General features: G+C 38.8%; 18 protein-coding genes. 14 read left to right on the forward strand and 4 right to left on the reverse strand.

The genetic code is table 11. The features are described 5' to 3' along the window. The first annotated feature begins 188 nt into the window (after positions 1-188). The 4 genes from asd to PTET_RS18795 all read left to right on the forward strand — a co-directional run bounded on the left by asd (position 189) and on the right by PTET_RS18795 (position 7,044). Complete coding sequence (gene asd / locus PTET_RS18780; RefSeq protein WP_064663215.1) at positions 189-1,328, forward strand: aspartate-semialdehyde dehydrogenase; 1,140 nt, start codon at positions 189-191, stop codon at positions 1,326-1,328. 148 nt (positions 1,329-1,476) lie between these two features. Beyond that, the gene (locus PTET_RS18785) at positions 1,477-2,346 is read left to right on the forward strand and encodes an MBL fold metallo-hydrolase (RefSeq protein ID WP_028834593.1); all 870 of its coding nucleotides are present in this window, start codon (positions 1,477-1,479) and stop codon (positions 2,344-2,346) included. Between the two features lie 341 nt (positions 2,347-2,687). After that, positions 2,688-4,907 carry a bifunctional diguanylate cyclase/phosphodiesterase gene (locus tag PTET_RS18790; RefSeq protein ID WP_096039100.1) on the forward strand — a complete coding sequence of 740 codons (2,220 nt, stop codon included), beginning with the start codon at positions 2,688-2,690 and terminating at the stop codon, positions 4,905-4,907. A gap of 178 nt (positions 4,908-5,085) precedes the next feature. Beyond that, positions 5,086-7,044 carry a methyl-accepting chemotaxis protein gene (locus PTET_RS18795; protein ID WP_096039101.1) on the forward strand — a complete coding sequence of 653 codons (1,959 nt, stop codon included), beginning with the start codon at positions 5,086-5,088 and terminating at the stop codon, positions 7,042-7,044. Positions 7,045-7,076: 32 nt separating this feature from the next. Here the strand turns inward: PTET_RS18795 and PTET_RS18800 are convergent, their stop codons facing one another. Then, positions 7,077-7,880: an ion transporter gene (locus tag PTET_RS18800; RefSeq protein ID WP_174818639.1), complete on the reverse strand. Its 804-nt coding sequence runs from the start codon at positions 7,878-7,880 to the stop codon at positions 7,077-7,079. Between the two features lie 100 nt (positions 7,881-7,980). Here PTET_RS18800 and PTET_RS18805 point away from each other — a divergent pair, with 100 nt between their 5' ends. The 6 genes from PTET_RS18805 to PTET_RS18830 all read left to right on the forward strand — a co-directional run bounded on the left by PTET_RS18805 (position 7,981) and on the right by PTET_RS18830 (position 16,515). Next, the gene (locus PTET_RS18805; protein ID WP_013463335.1) at positions 7,981-8,190 is read left to right on the forward strand and encodes a hypothetical protein; all 210 of its coding nucleotides are present in this window, start codon (positions 7,981-7,983) and stop codon (positions 8,188-8,190) included. A gap of 3 nt (positions 8,191-8,193) precedes the next feature. Next, on the forward strand, positions 8,194-8,484 hold the full coding sequence (locus tag PTET_RS18810; RefSeq protein ID WP_024601009.1) for a hypothetical protein: 291 nt from the start codon (positions 8,194-8,196) through the stop codon (positions 8,482-8,484). Between the two features lie 131 nt (positions 8,485-8,615). After that, positions 8,616-8,810, forward strand: a complete 195-nt coding sequence (locus PTET_RS18815) for a YwbE family protein (protein WP_008468098.1) — start codon at positions 8,616-8,618, stop codon at positions 8,808-8,810. Beyond that, a complete protein-coding gene (locus PTET_RS18820) occupies positions 8,807-9,325 on the forward strand; it encodes a DUF4240 domain-containing protein (RefSeq protein ID WP_024601008.1) in 519 nt (172 codons plus the stop codon). The genes PTET_RS18815 and PTET_RS18820 overlap by 4 nt, the downstream gene beginning before the upstream one ends. 281 nt (positions 9,326-9,606) lie before the next feature. Beyond that, a complete protein-coding gene (locus PTET_RS18825) occupies positions 9,607-15,918 on the forward strand; it encodes a M4 family metallopeptidase (protein WP_096039103.1) in 6,312 nt (2,103 codons plus the stop codon). 129 nt (positions 15,919-16,047) lie between these two features. Further along, positions 16,048-16,515 (forward strand): hypothetical protein, encoded by a 468-nt coding sequence (locus tag PTET_RS18830; RefSeq protein WP_058156080.1) that lies wholly within the window; start codon positions 16,048-16,050, stop codon positions 16,513-16,515. Here the strand turns inward: PTET_RS18830 and PTET_RS18835 are convergent. The 3 genes from PTET_RS18835 to PTET_RS18845 all read right to left on the reverse strand — a co-directional run bounded on the left by PTET_RS18835 (position 16,510) and on the right by PTET_RS18845 (position 18,674). After that, positions 16,510-17,772, reverse strand: coding sequence for a Y-family DNA polymerase (locus PTET_RS18835; protein WP_096039104.1), 1,263 nt, complete (start codon positions 17,770-17,772; stop codon positions 16,510-16,512). The two genes, PTET_RS18830 and PTET_RS18835, sit on opposite strands and share 6 nt — an antisense overlap. Beyond that, positions 17,760-18,173 carry a LexA family protein gene (locus tag PTET_RS18840; RefSeq protein ID WP_013463339.1) on the reverse strand — a complete coding sequence of 138 codons (414 nt, stop codon included), beginning with the start codon at positions 18,171-18,173 and terminating at the stop codon, positions 17,760-17,762. Before PTET_RS18840 ends, PTET_RS18835 begins: the two co-directional genes overlap by 13 nt. An 81-nt stretch (positions 18,174-18,254) precedes the next feature. After that, positions 18,255-18,674, reverse strand: a complete 420-nt coding sequence (locus tag PTET_RS18845) for a MarR family winged helix-turn-helix transcriptional regulator (RefSeq protein WP_028834599.1) — start codon at positions 18,672-18,674, stop codon at positions 18,255-18,257. 102 nt (positions 18,675-18,776) lie between these two features. Here PTET_RS18845 and PTET_RS18850 point away from each other — a divergent pair, with 102 nt between their 5' ends. The 4 genes from PTET_RS18850 (at position 18,777) to PTET_RS18865 (ending at position 23,618) form a co-directional block, all read left to right on the forward strand. After that, positions 18,777-19,523 carry a siderophore-interacting protein gene (locus PTET_RS18850; RefSeq protein ID WP_024601005.1) on the forward strand — a complete coding sequence of 249 codons (747 nt, stop codon included), beginning with the start codon at positions 18,777-18,779 and terminating at the stop codon, positions 19,521-19,523. A 144-nt stretch (positions 19,524-19,667) separates the two neighbouring features. Next, positions 19,668-20,660 carry an LLM class flavin-dependent oxidoreductase gene (locus tag PTET_RS18855; RefSeq protein WP_096039105.1) on the forward strand — a complete coding sequence of 331 codons (993 nt, stop codon included), beginning with the start codon at positions 19,668-19,670 and terminating at the stop codon, positions 20,658-20,660. A gap of 223 nt (positions 20,661-20,883) precedes the next feature. After that, a complete protein-coding gene (locus PTET_RS18860) occupies positions 20,884-21,879 on the forward strand; it encodes a patatin-like phospholipase family protein (protein ID WP_064663222.1) in 996 nt (331 codons plus the stop codon). A gap of 332 nt (positions 21,880-22,211) precedes the next feature. Next, positions 22,212-23,618, forward strand: coding sequence for an alanine/glycine:cation symporter family protein (locus PTET_RS18865; RefSeq protein ID WP_024601003.1), 1,407 nt, complete (start codon positions 22,212-22,214; stop codon positions 23,616-23,618). The last annotated feature ends 30 nt before the right edge of the window (positions 23,619-23,648 follow it).

Genomic DNA, 23,648 nt, shown 5'->3' on the forward strand with positions numbered 1-23,648 from the left:
ATAGGATTTATAACAACGCCTAACTACTCATTAGCCCTGTATTTTATACAGGGCTTTTTTATGTGTATGAAAAATATTTAAGTTACAGTTTATTGACTAGTTTTAGCGTGCTGGTGGTGTTAGCTTAGGGCTGTAAAAATTAAATCTCACGCAATGAATTTTTAATTTTTAATGTATAGGCTCCTTTTATGAATCAAACAGTGGAACAAACAATGAAAAAAGTAGGATTAGTCGGATGGCGCGGCATGGTAGGCTCAGTGTTACTAGAGCGAATGGAACAACAACATGATTTTGCACATATCGACACCACCTTTTTCACCACCTCACAAGCAGGTCAGCTTGGCCCTGAGTTAGCGGGTGCAGCTAAACCGCTTTTAGATGCCAGCGATATTTCTGAGCTTGCAAAAATGGACATTATTGTTACCTGTCAGGGTGGCGATTATACCAATGCGGTGTATCCAAAATTACGTGAATCAGGTTGGGATGGCTATTGGATAGATGCAGCCTCTGCACTGCGTATGAGTGACGACAGTATTATCGTACTTGACCCTGTTAACAAAGATGTCATTGAACAAGGGCTAGAGCAAGGCGTTAAAACCTTTGTAGGTGGTAACTGCACGGTTTCACTTATGCTACTAGCGCTGGGTGGTTTATTTGAGCACGACCTAATTGAATGGGTAAGCCCAATGACTTACCAAGCTGCGTCGGGCGCCGGTGCGCGAAATATGAAAGAACTCATAGCTCAAATGGGGGCTATTCATGCAAGTGTTTCACAGCAACTAGATAACCCAAGTTCAGCTATTTTAGAAATTGATAAAATAGTCAGCGAAAAAATGGCATCAAGCGATTTGCCACAAGACCAGTTTGGTGTGCCACTGGCGGGTAGCTTAATCCCATGGATTGATGTGCCTATGCCAAGCGGTCAATCTAAAGAAGAGTGGAAAGCGCAAGTTGAAGCCAACAAAATCTTAGGCTCATCTAAACAACCTGTGCCTATTGATGGTTTATGTGTACGCATTGGTGCAATGCGTTGTCATAGCCAAGCGATGACCATTAAATTACGTGAAGACATTAGCGTAGAAAAAATAGAAGAAATTTTAGCCTCGCACAATGAGTGGGTTAAAGTAATTCCTAATGAGCGTGACATTACCAGTACCGACTTAACCCCAGTTAAAGTAACCGGTACGTTAAGTATACCTGTTGGCCGTATTCGCAAACTCGCCATGGGGCCAAAATATATCAGTGCCTTTACCGTAGGCGATCAGCTTTTATGGGGTGCAGCGGAGCCACTTCGCCGTATGCTACGTATTATTGTTGATAATAAATAATATTTACTTTGAGGGTTAGCATTGGCTAGCCCTTTTTATTTAATAATTAAATCGCTAATATCTTCATAGCCTTTACCAACGTTTATATTATTGCTTCCGGTCATTTTTATTAATTCAAGTGATGAGTTCAGACTTATTGGAGAATATTATGCACAGTAAATTTCATGTTCACGCATTTCTTGATGACGATAGCGAAACCTTTAGTTATGTTGTTTCTGATAGTAACTCTCAGCAAGCAATCTTGATTGATCCCGTTTTAAATTTTGATTATAAATCAGGTCGCAGCTGTGAATCAGGCGCCAAAAAAATCGGCGAGTACCTTCAAAGCCATTCTCTTTCATTAGAGTGGGTTCTCGAAACACATGCTCATGCCGATCATATCTCTGCAGCTCCTTATTTTAAAAAACACTTTGGCGCTAAAATAGCCATAGGTGAACATATCAAAACGGTACAACAAAGCTTTAAGGCGCTATTTAATCTTGAAAAAGAATTTTTACCCAATGGGGCTGATTTTGACCGACTATTAAAAGATGGAGATAGTTTTAATGTTGGCCAGTTATCAATACGAGTAATGCACACACCGGGGCATACACCCGCCGACTTAGTTTACATTATAAATGAAGAGGCCATTTTTGTTGGTGATACGATTTTTATGCCTGACGTAGGCACAGCAAGGTGTGACTTTCCAGGTGGTAGCTCTGAAACATTATACGATTCAATCCAGAAACTACTCTTGATGCCCGATGAGGCAACAATTTATGTATGCCATGATTATCCGACTGAAAAACGAAATCACCGTTTTGCGGTCACAGTAAAAGAACAAAAAGAAACAAATATTCATGTAAAGACTAAAATAAGCAAAGAGCAGTTTGTCCAAATGCGTGATAGCCGTGACGAAGAATTACCTATGCCTCGCTTAATTTTACCTGCTATTCAAATGAATATTAGAGCTGGCAACCCACCTCCCGCTGAAGATAACGGCATAAGCTACCTTAAAATTCCCTTAAACCAATTATAGTTCAATATCATAATGATTATTCGGATAGAGTAATAAGCACAAGTAAATTTATTGTAGCTAGATGATCGCTTAACCATCTCTCATACCTGAATATAGCATGGTTATTTTTATAAAATAGGCGTGATAATTTTACGTTGCAACATCGTATAACTACCTAATAATTATGATAAGTTGCTTAAATCCGTTTTAATGCCTACTATCAATGCTCAACTAAACACTCGTTTGACTCTGTATAATAATTTCATCGCAAAATGCTATTTAAATGTTGCATTTATTCGCCAGTTTTACGCATAAACCTGACTACAGGTTTTTTATGATATTTATATTCTTGGGAAGCATAAATGAATAGCATTGAGCAACTTCAGTCTGAATTAGCTATCGCACATTCTCGAATATCTGAGCTAGAAACAAGCTCAGCCCAAAGCCATATCTTTTTAAATATTTTTAATTCCTCGCCTTTGCCTTTTGCATTAAATGACGTATATGGAAATATTATTAATGTAAACCCCATGTTTACAAGGCTTTATGGTTATAAACTTAGCGATATTCCCACACTAAATGATTGGTGGCCCAAAGCCTACCCAAACCCTAAATACCGTGAATGGGTGATTAGTTCATGGGAAAAAAACACTGAGCGAGCAAAAAAAACAAATACCGACTTTGAACCTATAAAGTTAGATGTACATTGCAAAAATGGTGCACAACGAACCGTGCTTGCCAGCTGTGCGCCCTTAACCGATTTTGAGCAAATGTATTTGGTGATTTTTTACGATATTACTGATTTAACGCAGGCAAATAGTAAAATAAATATATTATCTGACTCATTGACGCAAATGACTCTTTCATTAGAGCAGCAACATAAAGAACTTATTCTCGAAAAAGAAAAAGCGCTAGCCAATGAAGAGCGTTTGAGTTTAGCTATGCAAGGCGCAAATGATGGCTTATGGGATTGGGATATAGCCAACGATAAAATGTATTACTCACCCCGCTGGAAATCAATGTTAGGTTATGCAGAGGACGAGCTGGTTGATCATTTCTCAACCTGGGAAGGCTTATTACACCCTGACGACCTAGAACAAACGCTTGCGCAGATCCAATCTTTTATAGATGCGAAAATAAAAAAATATGAAGTCGAATTTAGAATGCGCCATAAAGACGGCCATTATATCAATATTTTATCTCGTTCTTTCATGGTTGAAAGTGAAGAAGGGGAGATCACCCGTTTAGTCGGTACTCATATTGATATTACAGCACGAAAAAAATCAGAGGAAAAACTCAGTTATCAGTCTACTCATGACTCACTAACGGGGTTGCTAAACCGCAGAGAGTTTAAACGTCGAACAGAGTTACTACTTGCTGTTCCTGCTCATAACCGGCCTGTTCATGCTTTATGTTATATGGATCTCGATCAATTTAAAGTTGTAAACGATACTTGCGGTCACTCAGCGGGTGATGAATTACTTCGCCAACTTAGTTTTATTCTGGAAAAAGCTGTTCGGCAATCAGACATAGTGGCGCGCCTTGGCGGAGATGAATTTGCTATTTTAATGGAGGATTGCTCGTTTAGTGATGCGCACCGCATAACACTCTCTATTCAAAGCGCTATTGAGGACTTTCAATTTATATGGGAAGGGCGAAGTTTTCGTATTGGTGCCAGTATAGGGCTAATGCAAATTACAGAAAAAGCACTCGACTTTATCGAAGTGTTAAAAGTAGCCGATGTTGCCTGCTACATTGCAAAGGATAAAGGGCGAAATCGTATTCACGTACATTATGAAAACGATAAAGAATTGGTACAAAGGCAAAGTGAAATGCTGTGGGTAAACCGCATTCAATACGCGATTGATGAAGACAGCTTTCGCCTGTATGCGCAAGCAATTGAGCCACTGACCAGAGATTCAAATAAACATTACGAACTGTTACTAAGAATGATTGATGAGCATGATAATGTTATATCGCCTGGTGCATTTTTACCCGCAGCCGAGCGTTATCATTTAATTGTAAAAGTGGACAGGTGGGTTGTTAAAAACGCCTTTAGTTTAATTGTTCGTAACGCTGCTTTTCTTAAAAATATTAACTTTGTTTCTATTAATCTTTCAGGGCAATCGCTGACTGATGAGAGTTTTCTTGATTTTATTATTGAGCAACTACAAACGCTAGGGGTAAACAGTCATAAAATTTGTTTTGAAATTACAGAGACGGCAGCTATTTCAAATTTAGAGCTTGCAGGAAAGTTTATTAATAAGCTGAAAAATTTTGGATGTCGTTTCGCACTTGATGATTTTGGTAGTGGGTTATCATCGTTTGGGTACCTTAAAAATCTTAAAGTTGATTACCTAAAAATTGATGGCATTTTCGTTAAAGATATCGCAAGTGACCCAATAGATCATGCTATGGTTAAAGCTATTAATGAAATAGGTCAAATTATGGGGATGAAGACAATTGCTGAATTTGTCGAAACCGAGCAAATTAAGTCTATCTTAAAACAAATGGGAGTCGATTACGTTCAAGGTTATGCTATCCATAAACCACAGTCCTTGAGTGAACTATTTGAAAAGTAACCTCCCATCTTTATTAATTAAATGATATTCATGATTTATGGTGACCATACAAACAGTAAACAGGCGCTTAACTGTCATTGGTTGAAGATTAAATGAGTGATGTTTAAATAATTGCTAATTTCTTGCTCAATACATATTCCAAGACTATATTTTATCTAGCTTCTTGGGATGTAACTACATGAATATATCAAAAAAATTAAAGCTGTCTTTTGCATCAGCTATCGCACTGCCTTTGTTTGTAATTGCTGCTATTGTTATATCGCAAACGAGGGAGCAAGCACTCGATAATTTTTCTCAATTGAGTGAGCGAGAAGCGCGCCAAGTAGACAACGCTATTACGATGTTTTTTGCCGAAATTGCCAAAAATGTTGATTATTTAGCATCCCACACCACCATTAAAAACGCACGCACCAATGTTAAAACCCATATGGATGCTTCCAACTCAGTGATGCTTAACCATCCTAATCAAAGCCCAACAGAGCAAGCTGCATATAGCTTGTTTGACCATTTTGGCCAAACACACCCAGGACTTGCTTATATCTACATGGGGAACGAACAAGGAGGGTATATTCAATGGCCCATGGGGGAAGTAAACGCCAATTATGATCCGCGCGAGCGCCCCTGGTATATGGCAGCAAAAGCGGCTAATGGTAAAACAACGCGTACTAATGCCTATTATTGGGCCGCTGATGATTTAGTTATTGTATCTACGGTTAAAGCGATTATTGATAACGGGGAATTAATTGGCGCCCAAGGAATGGATGTATCATTAGGCGGGCTTACCGATATTATTGCCGATATTAAATTAGGCGAAACCGGTTATTTAATGTTAATTGAAGATAGTGGCAGTGTGCTGGTGGATGTTAAACATCCAGATTACCGATTTAAAAACTTAGCAGATCTTGAGGGGGGGAAATACGCCGACTTAGCTAAAAATACCCAAGGGCTGTTTGATGTAGAGATAGATGGTAAACAATATATGGCTAATATTCATACCTCTGCTACCTTAGGTTGGAAGTTTATTGGGGTAGTAGAAAAAGCCGAAGTGATGAGCACGGCGAATACTATGGCCTATACCATATTGGTTATTAGTGCGATATTAATTGCCGTATTTGTTGCTATAGCGAGTTATATTTCTAAATTAATATCAGCCCCTATTGTTGAAGTGAGTGATGGCTTAACTGAAATATCGCAAGGTGGCGGTGATTTAACCCAACGCTTAACAATAAAAACCAAAGATGAAACCGCTAAACTGGCTAACAGCTTTAATTTATTTTTAAACTTGATCAGCGAGCTGGTAACTCAAATTAATGAGTGCGCGCAAAATGTAAGTAAAACCTCATCGCAAACTTCATCGCAAGCTGCACAATTAACAAGCTCCACCAGCCAACAGCAACAAGCTTTAGAGATGGCAGCTACGGCTATTAATGAAATGGCTGCCACCGCGAACGAAGTGTCTAGCAGTTGTGCAAATGCAGCGGATTTGGCTGTTCAAACACAGCAAGCATCAGATTTGGGGCAATCGGTTATTACACAAACTGTGGAAAGTGTGGTTCAGCTATGTGAGGTAATAAACAATGCCTCAGCAGATATTACTCAGCTAGATACTGAAAGCGAAAACATTATGTCGATACTCAGTGTTATTCGCGGTATTTCAGAACAAACTAACTTATTGGCCTTAAATGCTGCGATAGAAGCTGCACGTGCCGGTGAGCACGGACGCGGCTTTGCTGTGGTGGCCGACGAAGTGCGCGCGTTATCGCAACGAACCGCTGAGTCAACCGAAGAAGTGGCTTCACAGCTTGATAAACTACGTACTATGTCATCTAAGGTATCTAAAGACATGCAACGCAGTATAGAAACCACTAATAAAACTGTCGAGCTTGCGCATTCGGCGCAGCAACAATTTAGTGAGATCACGGCATCTATCGTTCATATTAGCGATTTAAATACCCAAATAGCCACCGCTGCTGAAGAGCAACAACATGTAGCTGAAGATATAAACCGCAATGTTACTGAAATTAAAAATGCGGCTGATGAGGTGAGTGATATTGCCGTGACCACCAGTGAAAACGGCAACGAAATGAATCGTCTTTCGTCAATTTTAACGGGGTTGGTGGGTAAATTTAAAGTGTAAGGGCAAGCAAATGCATGCCCTTTTTATCCCTGCTACTTATTTTTAAGTAGTTCTTTTAATTCTGCTAGTTGTGCTTTTAATTCGTTTACTTGGCCTTGGGTGGCAGGGAGTGAGTCTATATCGGCTTGCTCTTCGCGTGCATTGCGATGCTCTTCACTCATCACTTCTAAAATAGCGCCAACCATCATATTTAAAAACACAAATGCAGTTAAAAAGATAAAGGTTAGGTAAAAAATCCAACTTAATTTGTACACGGCCATGGTTTCGTACATGACGTCAGTCCAATCTTCAAAGGTGGCTATTCTAAACAGGGTGAGCATAGAAATAGACACATCGCCCCAAAGTACCGGATTTATATCAGCAAACAACATACTGCCAGTGGCGGCATAAATATAAAATATAACGAACATGAGTAGCGCAATGTAGCCCATTTGCGGTATTGCTTTAATTAGCGAATTTACTAATAAGCGCAGTTCTGGGATCATTGAGACTAATCGTAACACGCGGAAAATACGCAGCAGTCGAGCAATAAAAATAGTAGAGCCTGCCGCGGGGTATAAACTTCCGATCACGATAATGAAGTCAAAAATGTTCCAACCTTTGGAGAAAAAGTCCTTGATACCTTTGCTGGCAATATAGCGAATAATCAGTTCAATTAAGAAAAATACCGTTATGCCTATATCCATCCAATGTAGAACGAGTTCGGCGGTTGGGTGCAATGAATAAGTATGTGCGCCCACGGTCAATGCAGAAATAACAATAACTGCAATAACAAATGATTGAAATAGTTTACTTTTATCGATACGCTGGAACAGCTCTTGTAACTGCGACAACATCATAACGTGCCCTTAACGGTTATAAATACAAAACCAGTGCAATATACAGCAAAAATAACGAAAATCAGTAGTTTTCCCGTTAAAATAGTAGGAATTTTGAATGTTAAATAATAAGTTAAAATATCTATTTTCGTTATCCGCATTATTGGTGTTAGCGGGATGTAGCAGCGATAGCCGCTACCATGAAATTCAATCAGCGCGGTTGGGTGAATGCAGCTACATGGCAGATAAGGAATACCATGAGTGTGTTAAACAACAGCAAGACAGTTACAAAGAATTTAAAGAACAACAAGCTCGCGAGCAGCAATAAACGATGACCAAAACCCAAAAGCAGCTAGATAAACGTATTCGTCAGCAATTAACGCTCGCTTGTGAGCAAATAAAAGATACTGTGGAGGACTTTAGCTTTCTTACCCATTCAGCAGACTTAAACAATTTACCTTCTAAGTTTAAAGTAAGTTGTTATTTTATTGATGATATTGCACTAGAGCAGGCTAAACAAAAAAATCAGTTTGATTACATTGAGCAGCTTATTTGTAATGCGTTAGCCAGCTTGAACATACATATTAAAGCCAATGCCATTTCATTTTCTAAGCAGCCATAATGTGTACGATGGGTTTTGTTTATTCTCCACATTAGCTTGAATTAGGCATTTATAGGGCCTTTAAAAGCTTTAATATGGAGTGATTTTATTAAGCAGGCTATAATCCCCAAAAATAGCAAAAGAGATTATATATGGCTGTTCCAACACGTTCACAAATAACACCCGGCACTGAGGTTAATATTGTGCTTAAACAAGATCAACGCAGTGGTACTTTAACCAATGGTATAGTGTCGCGTTTATTAACTAAGTCACCTAATCATCCGCACGGTATTAAAGTACAGTTAGAAGATGGTCAAGTAGGTCGGGTAAAAGAGATCATTGCATGAGCGATTTAACCTTAACTGATTTTTGGCGATTGGTAACTGTAAACGACAGAACCGCAGAGCCTGAGTCTGTATGCCAATCCCTTAAGGCTGCATTGAGTGATTTATCCGACGAGCAGCTTATTGAATTTGATAAACAGTTTAGTATTTGTATGCGCCAAAGTTATACTTGGGATTTATTTGGTGCGGCGTTTGTAATGGCTGGTTGTAATGATGAATATGGTTTTTCTGAATTTCGTTGTTGGCTAATTTCTCGGGGTGAAGCGGTATTTAAAGCAGCGTTAGAAAACCCCGATAGCCTTGCACAGTGCACACCACTTTATTTTTTAAACGAGCAACCTTACCCGTATTTAGATGAGTATGACCTAATTGCAGGTTTGTTATATGAAGAACGTAATGACGATGAGTTACCCTTTATCCCCTCAGGGCTTGAACAACCTAAAGGTAAGCGCTTTAAAGACAAACCTAAGTTTTTAAAACAAAATTACCCGCAATTATTTGCAAAATATTGGCAGTAAGACGTTAATATTGCATAATTCTTAACAACTTTTTGAAACATAAAACTGCGTGGATATTTAATTTTTCTATGCAGTTTCTTTGTTCTTTTATCATTTATTTTTTGCATCCTTAAAATTCAAATCACGGTTTCAATTAATTATTTAGTTACCTCTTACATTAGTTAACAATTGTACCTGTTTATTTAGTTTTTTGAATGACTCTCCATTATCAAATATGTTACATTTAAACGTTTTTAAATGAATAAACACTGAATAATTATAATATACGACATAGGAATGTTATGTATAAAACACTTTCATCAGGATTGATAGCATTTTGCTTTTTGAACACGCTAAGTTCCCAAGCTGCTGTTTCACAGCGAATAAACAAATCATCCACCCAAGAAGTTAAGCAACTTTTAAATCAAAACTCTTCTATTGCTAATACATCTTCTGCAAGTTCTTATTTTGTAGAATTAAAGCAACCTCAATTGAGCCTTTCACAACAAGTTAATGCATCTTCTAAAAAGATGCAGCAATACTTTTCTGGGGTTCCAGTGTGGGGTCAGCAAATTAGAGTTCAGTCTAACTCTGAACATATTAGTGGTTTTTTTGCTAAAAACATTAACTTCGCATCTTTGAATAAAACAGCGACCGCTACTTTTGATGAGTTAAAAGCGGTTAAATCGTTGCTGACTAAGTCTAAATTAGATGATTCACTAGAGAGTGAAATAATAAATAATAAGCGCTACATTTATATTCATGATGGAAAAGCGTACTATGTTCGCTTAATTGAACTTAAAGTAACTGAGAATGGCATTGAAAAAATGCCAATAGGTTTAATAAGTGAATCGACTTATCAGATTTTTGAACTGTGGGATAATATTCAAAGTGTTGACGGTAAAGGACCTGGTGGTAATCAAAAGATTGGCCAATATGAATACGGTACAGATAAAGACGCATTTAATGTTACCCAAGTTGGCGATACTTGTTTTTTAGAAAATGACAAAGTAAAAACAGTCACTATGGAATCGGGCTCTGAGCCAAGTGAAGCCTTTTCATTCACATGTAATCGTAATACGCATAAGGAAATAAATGGTGCTTTTTCCCCATTAAATGACGCTCATGCATTTGGAACTGCAGTTTTTGATATGTATCAACAATGGTACAACACTGCACCGCTTACATTTCAATTGTTAATGCGAGTTCACAGTGGTGATAACTGGGAAAATGCCACTTGGAATGGCCAAGCAATGACCTTTGGTGATGGCGCTGATAGGTTTTATCCGCTGGTTTCTCTTGATATTGTATCTCATGAGGTTAGCCATGGCTTTACTAGTCAAAACTCCAATCTTATTTACTCTAATCAATCAGGCGGAATTAACGAGTCTTTCTCTGATATGGCAGGTGAAACTGCAGAGTATTTTTTACGTGGTGAAACCGACTGGTTATCAGGGGCGGATATTTCAAAAGTAGAGCCAGCTCTTCGTTACTTTGAAACGCCTTCATTAGATGGTGTTTCTATTGATAAAGCCAGCGATTTTTATCCGGGCATGGATGTTCACTTTAGTAGTGGTGTTTTTAACCGTGCTTTTTTCCTGCTTTCAAATACTGATGGTTGGGATCCTCAAAAAGCGTTTGAAATAATGCTAAAAGCAAATCAAAACTACTGGGTTAGCTCGAGTGGTTTTATCGATGGTGCATGTGGTGCAATCAACTCTGCAATTGACCTACGTTATAATGCATCTGATGTAATTTCAGCATTTAATGAAGTAGAAGTTATTTGCGATAATATTAAGTTTGTCGATACTGATTCAGATTTAATGGATGATAACTGGGAACTGTTATACGGACTAGACCCTTCAGATGCCGATGATGCTAACTTAGATTTGGACCAAGATGGTCTTTCTAACTTGGAAGAATACTTAGCAAATACTCTTCCAAACTCAGTTGATACTGATGCTGATAGTTTATCTGATTACGATGAATTAAACGTCTACATGACGTTGCCTAACAACGTGGATTCAGATTCCGATCGTATGCCAGATGGCTGGGAAGTCACTTTTTCATTTAATCCACTCGATGCAGCTGATGCAGAACTTGATTTTGATTCCGATAGCTGGGCTAACTTAATTGAGTACTATGGCAACAGCGACCCAACTGATCCAAACTCTGAACCTTCTATTTTTCCTGAAACTACTTATAATTTTGATGACGCAGTTGTCCCTGAATTTTTAGTTTCTTCAACCCCTCAAACGCCTTGGTTTATTACTGATTATGACGGCCACGATGGCTTAGTGTTAACTAACAGTGATATTACTGATTCGCAACAAACGAGTGTTGAATTTCAATTTATAAGTGACGAACAACGTTTTGTTAACTTTAACTACTTATTGGAAACTGAAGCAAATTATGACTTCTTTAAAGTTTATATTAACGACACACTAGTTCTTGATGAGTCAGGCCTAACTGATTGGAAGGTGGCTTCTTTTCCATTACCTACTGGGTTTAATACAGTTAAGTTTGTATACACTAAAGACGTTATAGTGTCTGAAGGTTTAGATGCTGTATTTATCGATAATTTATACATTGGGCCTAGTTTCCCTGACTCTGATGGTGATGGTATGTCAGATATGTGGGAATTATCGTATGGTTTGGATATAAATACTGACGACTCAGCGCTTGATTTAGATAACGATGGTTTATCTAACCTTCTTGAGTTTTTAAATAACGGTTTACCTAACAACTCAGATACTGATGGCGATTTAATGCCTGATGGGTGGGAGTATAACAACAGTCTAAATCTTACAGATGCCGCTGATGCGTCACAAGATGCTGACAATGATGGATTTACTAACTTCACAGAGTATCAAGCAAATACAGATCCTCAGTCAGATACTTCTTACCCTGTTGTTTTAAATATCACAACGTCATTCGAAGGCGATACACTTCCAACATGGATGACTGAGTCAGTAGACTCAAGTGCGCCGTTTTTTATCACAAACGACTTTGCCACACAGGGCTCACAAAGTATTCGCTCGGGAGACATCACTGATTCTCAGTTTAGCGGGTTTACCGTCACGGGTTTATTTGAAGAAGGGGTTTTAGCGTTCGATTATAAGATTGATTCTGAAGCGTGTTGTGACTTTTTTATCGTGACTATAGATGGTCAAGAAGTTATTGGTAATGCTGAACGTGGAAATTTGGACGCACCTGAACCAACTTCATTTTTAGTTAATATTAGTGAAGGGGTGCATAAGATTGAGTTCAAATATACCAAAGACGGATCAGTATCAACTGATGCTGATGCAGTATGGCTTGATAATTTTGCTATGCTTCCAGTCGGTGATCAAACCGATACTGATAACGATCAAATGCCAGACTATTGGGAACTACTAAATGGTTTAAATCGTTTTGATGCAAGTGATGCACTATCTGACAAAGACGCTGACAGCCTTTCAGCCCTTGATGAGTATAACCTAGGAACAAATCCAAATTCATCTGACACAGATTCTGATGAGTTAAGTGATGGCTATGAAGTTATTAATGGCTTGCTACCACTTGACCCTTCAGATGCGAGTTTAGATTCTGATGCTGATGGTTATACTAATATCCAAGAGTTCTATGGGCAAAGCCTTGCTAATGACGCAACATCAACTGTGCAGTCTTTTTCTCAGCTAAATGAAAGCTTTGAAGAAGGGCTTTTGCCAGCTATGTTTACTGAGCTTGCAGAGCACTCTACTCAATGGCAGCTTAATACCAACTGGTCTACGGATGGTACATCAAGCTTAAGCCTAAATGCTTCTCCAGCAGGTAGTATAAGCGGCTTTGCAATTGCAGGGTTATTTGAGGCGGGGTTCATTAATTTAGATTACTTTTCAAACAGTAACTCGTCATTTCAAATTAGTGTTAACGGTACTCAGTACAATATTAAGCATTATCGCTCTCGTTTGTTAATTCCTGTAAATGATGGTTTTAATATTGTGAAGGTAAAATACGAAAGCCCTTACTTAGCAGATATGCCTTTTTCAGTTGATAATATCTCATGGACTGCTGAGCTGGATGTAGTTAGTGACTTTGATGGCGACGGTATTCCAGACTATTGGGAAGCACAGAATGGACTAAATGCACTTGACTCTTATGATGCATCAAATGATCCAGACTACGACGGTTTATCTAACTTAAACGAGTATCAGATGTCGAGTAATCCGCTTTCTACAGATACAGATGGCGACGGTGTGCAAGATAGTGAAGATAGCCACCCAACTGATTCTAGTTTGGGTGAAAATATAGCCCCTGTTTTTGTATCAAGTTTAGAGCCTATTACTCTTGAAGCAACTTCTCAAAATACTAACCTTACAAATATTTTTGTTCCTGAGGCAACTGATAACGGACATTTAGAACCTTATGTTTATGCTGCTTCTGGGTCTTACTTGCCCCTTGGTGAACATCAAATTACATGGGTTGCTCGTGATTATGTTGGTAACGAAACTACGGCTATTCAAACGGTAACCTTGGTTGACACAACGCCACCTGTTATACAAAACTATTACTCAGTTAATGTTTATGGCAGCTCAATTGATGACATAAAAGCGGCATTATTTAACTCTAATGCTATCTACGATAGTGTATCGGATGTGGCCACTATCGATATTGATAGTAACTTTGTGTTCAGAACGGGGGATACTTTAATTCCTGTTTCTGCCGCTGATGGAGCGGGTAATACTTCTACAGGTGAAATAAATGCTCGTGTTTTTCCTAAGGTTAGTATCCAGCCTACTACCTATGTTTACCAAGATGGTAATGCGGTTATTGATGTATTCATAAGTGGTAAAAGCCCTTACGGTTCAGTAAGCTTTGATCTGATTGGAAATAATACTAGTAAATATATATCTACAAATCAGCATGGTCTTGTCAAGGTAGTGCTAGAACGTGAGTTCTTTGAAAATGCGTCGAATATTCGCATTAATACGAGAAGCAGCTCATTTACTGATAGAAATGATACTAGCCAGTTAGTATTTCTAAATGAAACTGCAAAACCTGAATTCATTACTAATTTATATCAGAATGGAAAAGTAATAAGCAAGATAGTTCAACGCGATTCGTCAGACTTTATTGTTGATGTTCATGCAGTTAATTTACCTAGTGCAGCAAGTGATAACTCAATAGAGCTCCAGCTATCTTCACAAGGTGATTACTTTGTAAATAAAATTGGTCCCTCAAAGTGGAATATTACATTTACGCCTCAATTACTTACAGATTCTGACAATCTAGACATTGCATTCACTATAAAACAAAATAGCGAAGCTGTTGCAACGGATCAAATTAGTTTACGTGTGATTGACGCAGTTACTTTCAATGATCCTGAGTTAGATACTGATGGTGATGGTATTTCTGATGCTGAAGAAGGTGTGAGTGATGGCGATAAAGACGGCATTGTTGATTACTTAGATAGCTCTTCTATTACGCACTCAGCTGTTTTAGATTCAGGCGATATGGTTCGTAGCATCGATGAGTTTAATCATTTGTCAGTAGGTGATATTAAACAGGCTACTGTAACGCAAATGATTGCTGATATGTCTATTTCAGAGCAAGACTTAAGTACTTACTTTGATAGCTTAGACATTGCAGAACCTCACTTTCAAGCTAAAAGTGATATTGTAAATATTCACATTACTCTTTCAAACTCATCGGGTACGTCTGAAATTGCGATACCAGAGTACGTTAACTCTATTTTAAGTTCAGAAATGCAAATTCGTTTGTTATCTAATACAGGCTGGCAGTCGGTTTCAATGCTAACTGGTAACGTCTACGAGCAAATTTGTTCAGGTTGCTTTACTTTTGCAGTAACAGACGGCAGTGAATTTGACTTAGACGGTCAAGTTAATGGTGAGATTGAATTAGTTGCTAAGTTAGCTGAAGAAAGCTTAAACCAAGCGCCAGTTTTAGATGTAACAATTCCAGCAACAATTGAAGAGCTTACAACTATTGAGCTTGATGCGTCAGGAACAACAGACCCTGATGGTGACCTACTAAGTTTTGAGTGGAGTATTGATCATCCTCAATTATCACTGACGCCTTCAGAGACAGACAGTAAAGCGACACTGACTGTAGGTGAAATAGAGCAAACGTTCACTACAGATATCACTTTATTAATCTCAGATGGTTACGAGCAATTTACAGAGATATATACAGTGACCTTTATGCACGTTAATCAATTACCAGCAGTTGAGTTGAGCTCATCTTCTTTATCGGTTGATGAGGGTAAAGAAGTTAGCGTTACAGCAACTGCGACAGACAAAGAGTCATCTGAACTTACTTACAGATGGGTTCAAACACAAGGTATAGAAGTCGCAATTGAAAATGTTAATTCAAGTACATTGTCGTTTATGGCGCCAAATGTATCTGTAACAAGTGAACTTGGCTTTAAACTTAGTGTTTCTGATGGTGAAGGGGAGACAGAGCAAAGTGTTATCGTTACTATTAATAATGTACCTGAAGCACTTGCAACACCTAAAGAAGGTGATAAAAGTGGAGGAGGTTCTTTCAGTTTCTTCTTATTACTTTTAGCCGCTTTGTTTGTTTATAGAAGAGTACAGTTGTTACACAAATAACAACAGTCTGCTTTATAACTATTAAATCCCTTGATTGTTATCAAGGGATTTTTTTTGCATAAATTTTAAAATAAGTAAGTAGGCTTAATGTGTTAAGCTAATTATATTGTGACTCGTTAGGTTTTTTTAATGAAGAATTATAAAGTTCTATTGTGTATTGGTTGTTTGTTTTTTGCTAATCAGTCTTTTGCTAAAACGATTTTACCTAGTAACAAAACTAAGTTTGTTAGCTTGTTTAATAGTAAAGTTGGCGATTATGAATTAATTTCAGGCGATGCTCGCTATTGTGATTCAGGTTCATTAATGTGGCTCGATAGAAATAATACCGATTTGGGTTTTAGACTTGGTAGTTTAATTTCTTTTATTGATTTACATAATGGAACACAAACTAATAAAGTCCCTGATTTTTGCCTAGTGACTACTAAGTTTAAATATACGAATATTGGTTTAACAATGGATTTGCGCCAAGACAGGTGTGACAATAATAGCGATACATTAGATGTTAGCCGCACGCTAAATTTTGTTTCTGACACACAGTTAGAATATTCGATTAAAAATGCTAATGTTCAATGTAAGTTTGAATTAAAGCGTCTATAAATCGCATTTTATTTTTGGAATATCACGCCAACGAGTCGTGTATTGCGGCGATAAAAAAGCCCTGTTCATATGCCAATGATCATTTAATTGGCTGCTCGCCACGCTAAGCATTCCTTTACCGTATCTATGATTTATCGCATCTAAGCAGCCCATTAACTGCGGGTTATCGGTTTGCTTATCAAATAAATGATGTTGTTGAAACTGCTGCGGGCTGAGCTCTAATGCGCCCACACCACATTTATAAAATCGAATTCCCGGTTGATATATTTGCTCAAAACTCTTTGATACCGCATTGGCCATAACGCGAGTATCGTTAGTGGGCGGATCAAATTGATACATAACTGACTTTTTATAAAAGGCGTGTTCATGTGATGAGCTGGCAGCAAAAATATAAATACGATGAGTGAGCGACTGTTGTGCTCTTAATTTTTGTGCAACTACACTAGCATGATTTATTAGGGCGGTTTTAACTGCATCGGGGTCGCAAAGTCGCTGACCAAAACTACGAGTTGAAAAAATAGCTTGTTTATCTTGGCGTACATCATCCCAGTTTAAACAGGTAATGCCGTTGAGCTCGTTAATTGTGCGCTCAAGCACCACACTAAATTGGCGACGAATAGTTTTTGGGCTTTGCTCAGCCAGTTGCCACGCGGTATGAATGTCCATGAGAGCCAGCTTTTTAGCTAAACGTTTGCCCACCCCCCAAACATCTTGGCAGTGCATTCGTTGTAAAATAGTGCGGCGACTTACTTCATCGTCAATCACTGCAACACCATTAAAGCCAGTTAGTTTTTTAGCTGCATGGTTAGCGGCTTTGGCTAAGGTCGGTGTTGGCCCAAAGCCAACCCCAACAGGGAGTTTGGTTTCGCGCCATACAGTACGCCTAATTAGTTGCCCATATGCTTGCCAATCGTTAATTAAAGGTTGATAACCATTAAAGTGTAAAAACGATTCATCGATACTGTAAACATGCTGGGTGTCACAAAAGCGGCCAATTACACTCATCATCCGGTCGCTTAAATTAGCGTATAGTTCATAGTTACTAGAGCGTACAACCACATTGTTTTGTTCTAGTAACTGCTTAACTTTAAAGTAAGGGCCAAATTTAGGAATATTAAGCTTACGCGCAATTGGGCAGACCGCACACACACAACCGTCGTTATTGGTAAGCACCACCACAGGCTTTGAGCGAATAGCCGGATCAAATACTTTTTCTGCACTGGCATAAAAAGCAACGGCATCGACTAAGGCATACATGAAAGTAACTCAGGGCTTTGTCGATGCAGCCTAATAGAGCGAGTTACCACGCCTTCAAGCTGAAACTCATCTGATTCAGTCAATTGCACCGGCTTATAAGCAGAAGAGGCTGATAGCAAGCGTGCATTGGTCTTATCAAGCAGCTTACATACAAATAAACCATTTAAGTTAGCCACAATAACATCGCCATCTTTTGGTATTTCTGCACGGTCAACCAACAGTAAGTCGCCCTCAAAAATACCAATTTCTTGCATAGAGCACCCAGATGCTATCCCAATAAACGTGGCATCAGGGTGCTTTATTAATAACTCATCAAGTGAAACGCCAAGCTCTGTATATTGTGCTGCAGGTGACTCAAATCCGCATACACCGGCCTCTATATAAATGGGAATAACAAACATAACACAACCTAAAACGCATATACTGTATAAGTGTACAGTATATGCGTTTTATATAAGTTATGCCAAGTAATGGATCTGCGATCAATCCATATTTTTGATCATTTGCTGAGCTGTATCTAAGAAGTCATTGATTTGCTGTGGGTTTAAGTTTTTACACATTTGGGCATTTACATGCTGCTCAGCGTTTAATAATTTGTCGTAAAGCGTGCACCCTTGTGCGGTAAACGACAGAATAAAACAACGCTTGTCATGCTCACTGGCATTTTTATGAATTAAGTTTAGCGCGAGCAGTTCTTTCACTAACCGTGCTATTTGGGCTTTGTCGCGTTGGGTTTGATTCACAATATCGTTAGCAGTGCACTGAGGTGTCGCTGCAATAATATGCAGACAACGCACATGCATCGCGTTTAATCCAAGCTCACCTGCATTAATGGCTTCGCGTATGGTAACGCGATAATTTTGCATTAAAGCAAATAATGTATTGGCCAATGAAGAGTTCATAATAAATCCATAATGGTTGACAAAGTCAATTAAATTGCTATGGTTGATTTTATCAACCAATGGGGCGTTGTGCAATTCATCATTTTAGTGAGGTAAATTTATATGGGTAAAAAAGTACGCAAAGCAACCGTATTAAGCACAAAGCAAATAACCCCACATTTACAACGCATTATTGTCGGCTCAGATGAGTTTAACGACCTGAGTGCGCAATACATTGGTAACTATGTAAAGGTGCTTATTCCACAAAATGGCCGCGTTGACTTTAATATTAAAACTACGTGTATGCGTTCATACACTATAAGACATGTTGATGAGCACACTGGTGCACTTACCCTCGACTTTGTGATAAATATGCACCAAGGTCCAGCCACTAATTGGGCTAAAGAAGCAAAAGTAGGCGATGAAGTGGGTATAGCAGGGCCAGGCCCTAAAAAGTTGGATAACTATGATCATTCATATTATCTATTACTTGGCGATTTAACTTCGGTTAATGCAATTAAAGGCTACGTGCAACAATTGCCTATAAACGCAAAAATTGACGCGATTATCCATGCACCAACAAAAGATGATGTGATTAGCTTAGACTCCTCGCGTGATGTAACGTGGTTAATAACAAATAACCCCGATACAGATATGATAAACGCATTAAAATCGCTACCACTTAGTGAGCAACAACCTATTGTATTTATGGCACTTGAAGCCGGATTAGTCCGTAAAGCAAAAACCATATTAACTGATGAATTAGCTATACCGCGCAGTCAAATTGTTGCATCGGGCTATTGGAAAAAAGGACTTGATTCAGAAGCTTATAAACTAAAGCGCCAACACGCTGCGGCTAAAAATAGCTAACTTAATTGTTGTTCAATCACATCGCTATTTAGCTTTTAAAAGGCAAGGCGCCTTGAATTGACTGTCATACACACCCATCTCTTAGCGTAGACTCATTATTTATGGCTAGCGCTATAAATCGCTATTTAATTTGGAGGTGCTACTTTGTTATCAACTATTCCTTTTTCGTTATTAGAACTGGCGCCTATGCCTAAAGGCGCCACTGTGAGTGACACCTTAAATAAAAGTACAGCCTATGCACAAAAAGCTGATGAGCTCGGTTTTAACCGTTTTTGGTTAGCCGAGCATCATAATATGCCTGGGATTGTTTGTGCGGCTACTTCAATTTTGGTGGGGCACATAGCCGGTAACACTAAAAAAATACGCGTAGGGTCGGGTGGAATTATGTTACCTAATCATGCTCCTTTAGTTGTTGCTGAGCAATTTGGCACCTTAGAAAGTTTATACCCAGGTCGAATTGATTTAGGGTTAGGGCGCGCTCCAGGTAGCGATCCTGTGACAAGTCGTGCATTAAATAACGATATCAGTCGTGCTGAAAACTTTCCTAATGAAGTGAGCGAGTTACAAACATTATTGGGCCCTTATGAGGGAACTAAGCGCGTGCGAGCAATACCTGGTGAAAACACCAATGTTCCCATTTGGCTTTTAGGTTCAAGTTTATTTAGTGCGCAGTTAGCTGCACAAAAAGGATTACCCTATGTATTTGCGGGGCACTTTGCACCGCGTTTTGTGCATGATGCAGTAGCCTTGTATAAACGAGAATTTAAACCATCAAATGTATTAGCTAAGCCTTATGTCATGTTGGCATTACCTTTAGTGGCTGCAGATACAGATGAAGAAGCACAGTACTTATCAACTACATCCAAACAGCGAGTGTTATCGTTAATTAGAGGCGACGAGTTGTGGTTAAAACCCCCAGTAGAAACAATGGAAGGTTTGTGGAGCGAACAAGAGCGCGCTCATGTTGAGAGCTTTTTAGGGTTAAGTGTTACCGGTGGGCCAGCCAGTATTAAACACAAGCTAGAAATGATTGTAAATCAATTAGGGGTTGATGAGCTTATATTCACCAACGACTTATTTGATAATGAAAAGCGCCATAAAGCGCTTGAAATTTTAATGCAAATAAAACATGGATAAGCAATTGGTTAAGCAAGCGTACACTCAACGCTTGTTATGCTATTAAACAGATTAAAGTTGATTACGTCGGGGCCATTTTACATTATTTAAAAAGTGGCAATGAAAAGGTTTGTTCTGTTTTTTCAATAGAACTGATTTAAACAATCAATTTTAATTATGAATATTGAACGATTATTATAAGGGTATGCAACACAATTCAGCTAAATAAATAGGAAGGTAAAGCGTGAAATCTCAAAATAGTACGACACCCCATTCATGCAACAACTCAGTGCAGCCAAAAGTAGCGCTGATAGCAGAAGGTGGCGGACAACGAGGGATATTTACCGCGGGTGTACTCGATGCTTGGTTAGAGCAAGAGTATGATCCGTTTGACTTATTTATTGGCACATCTGCAGGCTCTCAAAACTTAACAAGCTATTTGGCGCGTCAAAAAGGCTATGCTAAACGCCTGATCAGAGGCCTTTCGCGTCATAAACGTTTTTTTCAATTAGGTCGCGGCCTAATGGGTAAACATATTGTTGACCTAGATTGGTACTTTGATAAAACTACCGAAGTGAACAGAGCGCTTGATTTTAAAACCGCAAAAGCCAGTTTAGGTGACCGTGAGCTATTAATTACTGCAACTAATGCCCGTGATCGCAAACCTTATTTTTTATCCCCAACAGGGGAAGGCCAGCAATGGCGAGAGCTATTAAAAGCGTCAAGTGCACTGCCATTTTTATATAAGCAAGGTGTAAAATTGACGCCGTGGTTAAATGCATTAGCCGCAAATGAATTAGGTAAGACCGAGATACAGTCAGAGTCTGATTTTTACTTAGACGGTGGCCTTGCCGCACCGCTTCCTGTACGCGAAGCATATAATCGTGGCGCACGCAAAATTGTGGTTATACGCACCGTTGATGAAGCCTTTCAGGCTCAATCAGCATGGGTAAGTAAATTAAAATCATTTGTTGAAGTATCTGGCTATTGCCCAAAAACAATAGACTACTTATTACAACATGAGCAAGCTTACGAAGATGAGTTAGCATTTATTGCTAACCCACCAAAAGATGTAGAAATAATCCAAATTTTTGCAAATCAAAAGTTGTATAGTAAGTTATTAGGCAGCTCAAATGATGACTTACGATTTGACTATAAACTTGGTTTAGCAGCAGGCCATAACTACTTAAAAAACCATCACCCAGATCAGGATGATTATAAACACAGCTACATAGCGTAGCTGTGTGTTTATTATCAGCAAGATAATAAATCAGCATTTACTGTGTTCTCATGGCAGTCATTTAGCCGTGAGAAATATTCGGTTTTTTACCTCGAAAATAATGCGCTAACGGTTATTAAAGCACGCGACTAATTCCTTTCTAAAACATTCCTTTTACATCAGCAATTACACTGCAATATAAATTAGTTTGTTTGGTGAATTTATATTCATTAATAAAGAAAAATAATTCACATCTAATTAGCTTTATTATAAAGTGGCTAAGTCTCTACTAAACTTAAACACTCACGTCGCTAAATTAATAACGTGGCAAATAATAATAAAAAGGAAGCCTGATGTTCGACACGCTGATCAAAAGTGTAAATAGCCTTTTATGGGGCGAAGGCCAAGTACTCATTTACATTTTACTTTTTGCTGGCATATGGTTTTCTGTGCGTTTAAAAGCTATTCAACTCGTTAAATTTACACATATGTTTAGCTTGCTAAAAGGCAGTAGCAAGTGTGATAAAAATAACATTAGCTCCTTTCAGGCTCTATGTACGGGGCTTTGTGCGCGTGTTGGTACTGGTAATTTAGCCGGTGTGGCTGTTGCTATATCACTTGGTGGAAGTGGCGCCATATTTTGGATGTGGGTGATTGCCATACTGGGTATGGCGACCGGTTTTGCAGAAAGTATTCTTGGGCAAATTTATAAAATTCGTGATAGTAATGGCGATTTTAGAGGTGGCCCTGCGTATTATATTCAACAAGGCTTAGGCAGCCGTGCGTTTGCTATTGTGTTTGCCGCCTGTTTATTTTTAGGTTACGGCTTTACCTTTAGCGCCATGCAAACCAACACCATTACCGATGCGCTTAATTATGCCTTTGAAATTCCCACACACTATTCCGGCATCGTGATCACTTTGTTAGCCGGTTCAATTATTTTAGGTGGATTTAAAGCTATTGCCCGTTTTGCTGAGCGAGTAGTCCCTGTTATGGGCATCGTGTTTGTGCTTGTTGCTGTGGTAATTACACTGATTAACTTTACCCAAGTACCCAGTATGCTAAAAGATATATTTTTATCCGCGTTTGGCTTACAAGAAGCGGGAGCAGGCGCAATGGGGGCGGCGATTAAAAATGGTATTCAACGGGGCTTATATTCAAACGAAGCAGGCGCAGGTAGTGTGCCGCATGCATCGGCAAGTGCCAGCCCTATACCTAATCACCCAGTTACCCAAGGTTACATACAAATGCTAGGCGTGTTTTTCGACACTATTGTACTTTGTAGCTGTACCGCGGTTATTATTTTATTGGCCGATGTGAACATAAGCGGCGAAATGGAAGGCATTCGTTTAACCCAAACCGCTATGACCTCACATTTAGCACAAGGTGGCGTGTATTTTGTAGCCGCTGCCATTACTTTATTTGCTTTTACCTCGGTGGTTGCTAACTACGCCTACGCTGAAAGTAACCTGCACCTATTTAAGCTTGATAACAAAGTAGGGCGCGGTATTTATACTTTGCTTTATTTATCAATGATGTTGTGGGGCGCATCAGCCACCTTAAAACAAGTATGGGATTTAGCCGATATTGCCCTAGGGTTAATGACAGTGGTGAACGTAATCGCTATTATACTGTTAACGCCAACTATTTTGTCTGTTACTAACGACTACCACGCACAAAGAGACAAAGGCATAGAGCCTGAATTTAAGGTAAAAAACGTAAAAGTGCAGGGCAAATGTGAAGACGGAATTTGGGATTAAGATTAAAGTTTAAAAGTTTTTTATTGCATA

The sequence above is a fragment of the Pseudoalteromonas tetraodonis genome (genome assembly GCF_002310835.1).
Lineage (GTDB): Bacteria > Pseudomonadota > Gammaproteobacteria > Enterobacterales > Alteromonadaceae > Pseudoalteromonas > Pseudoalteromonas tetraodonis.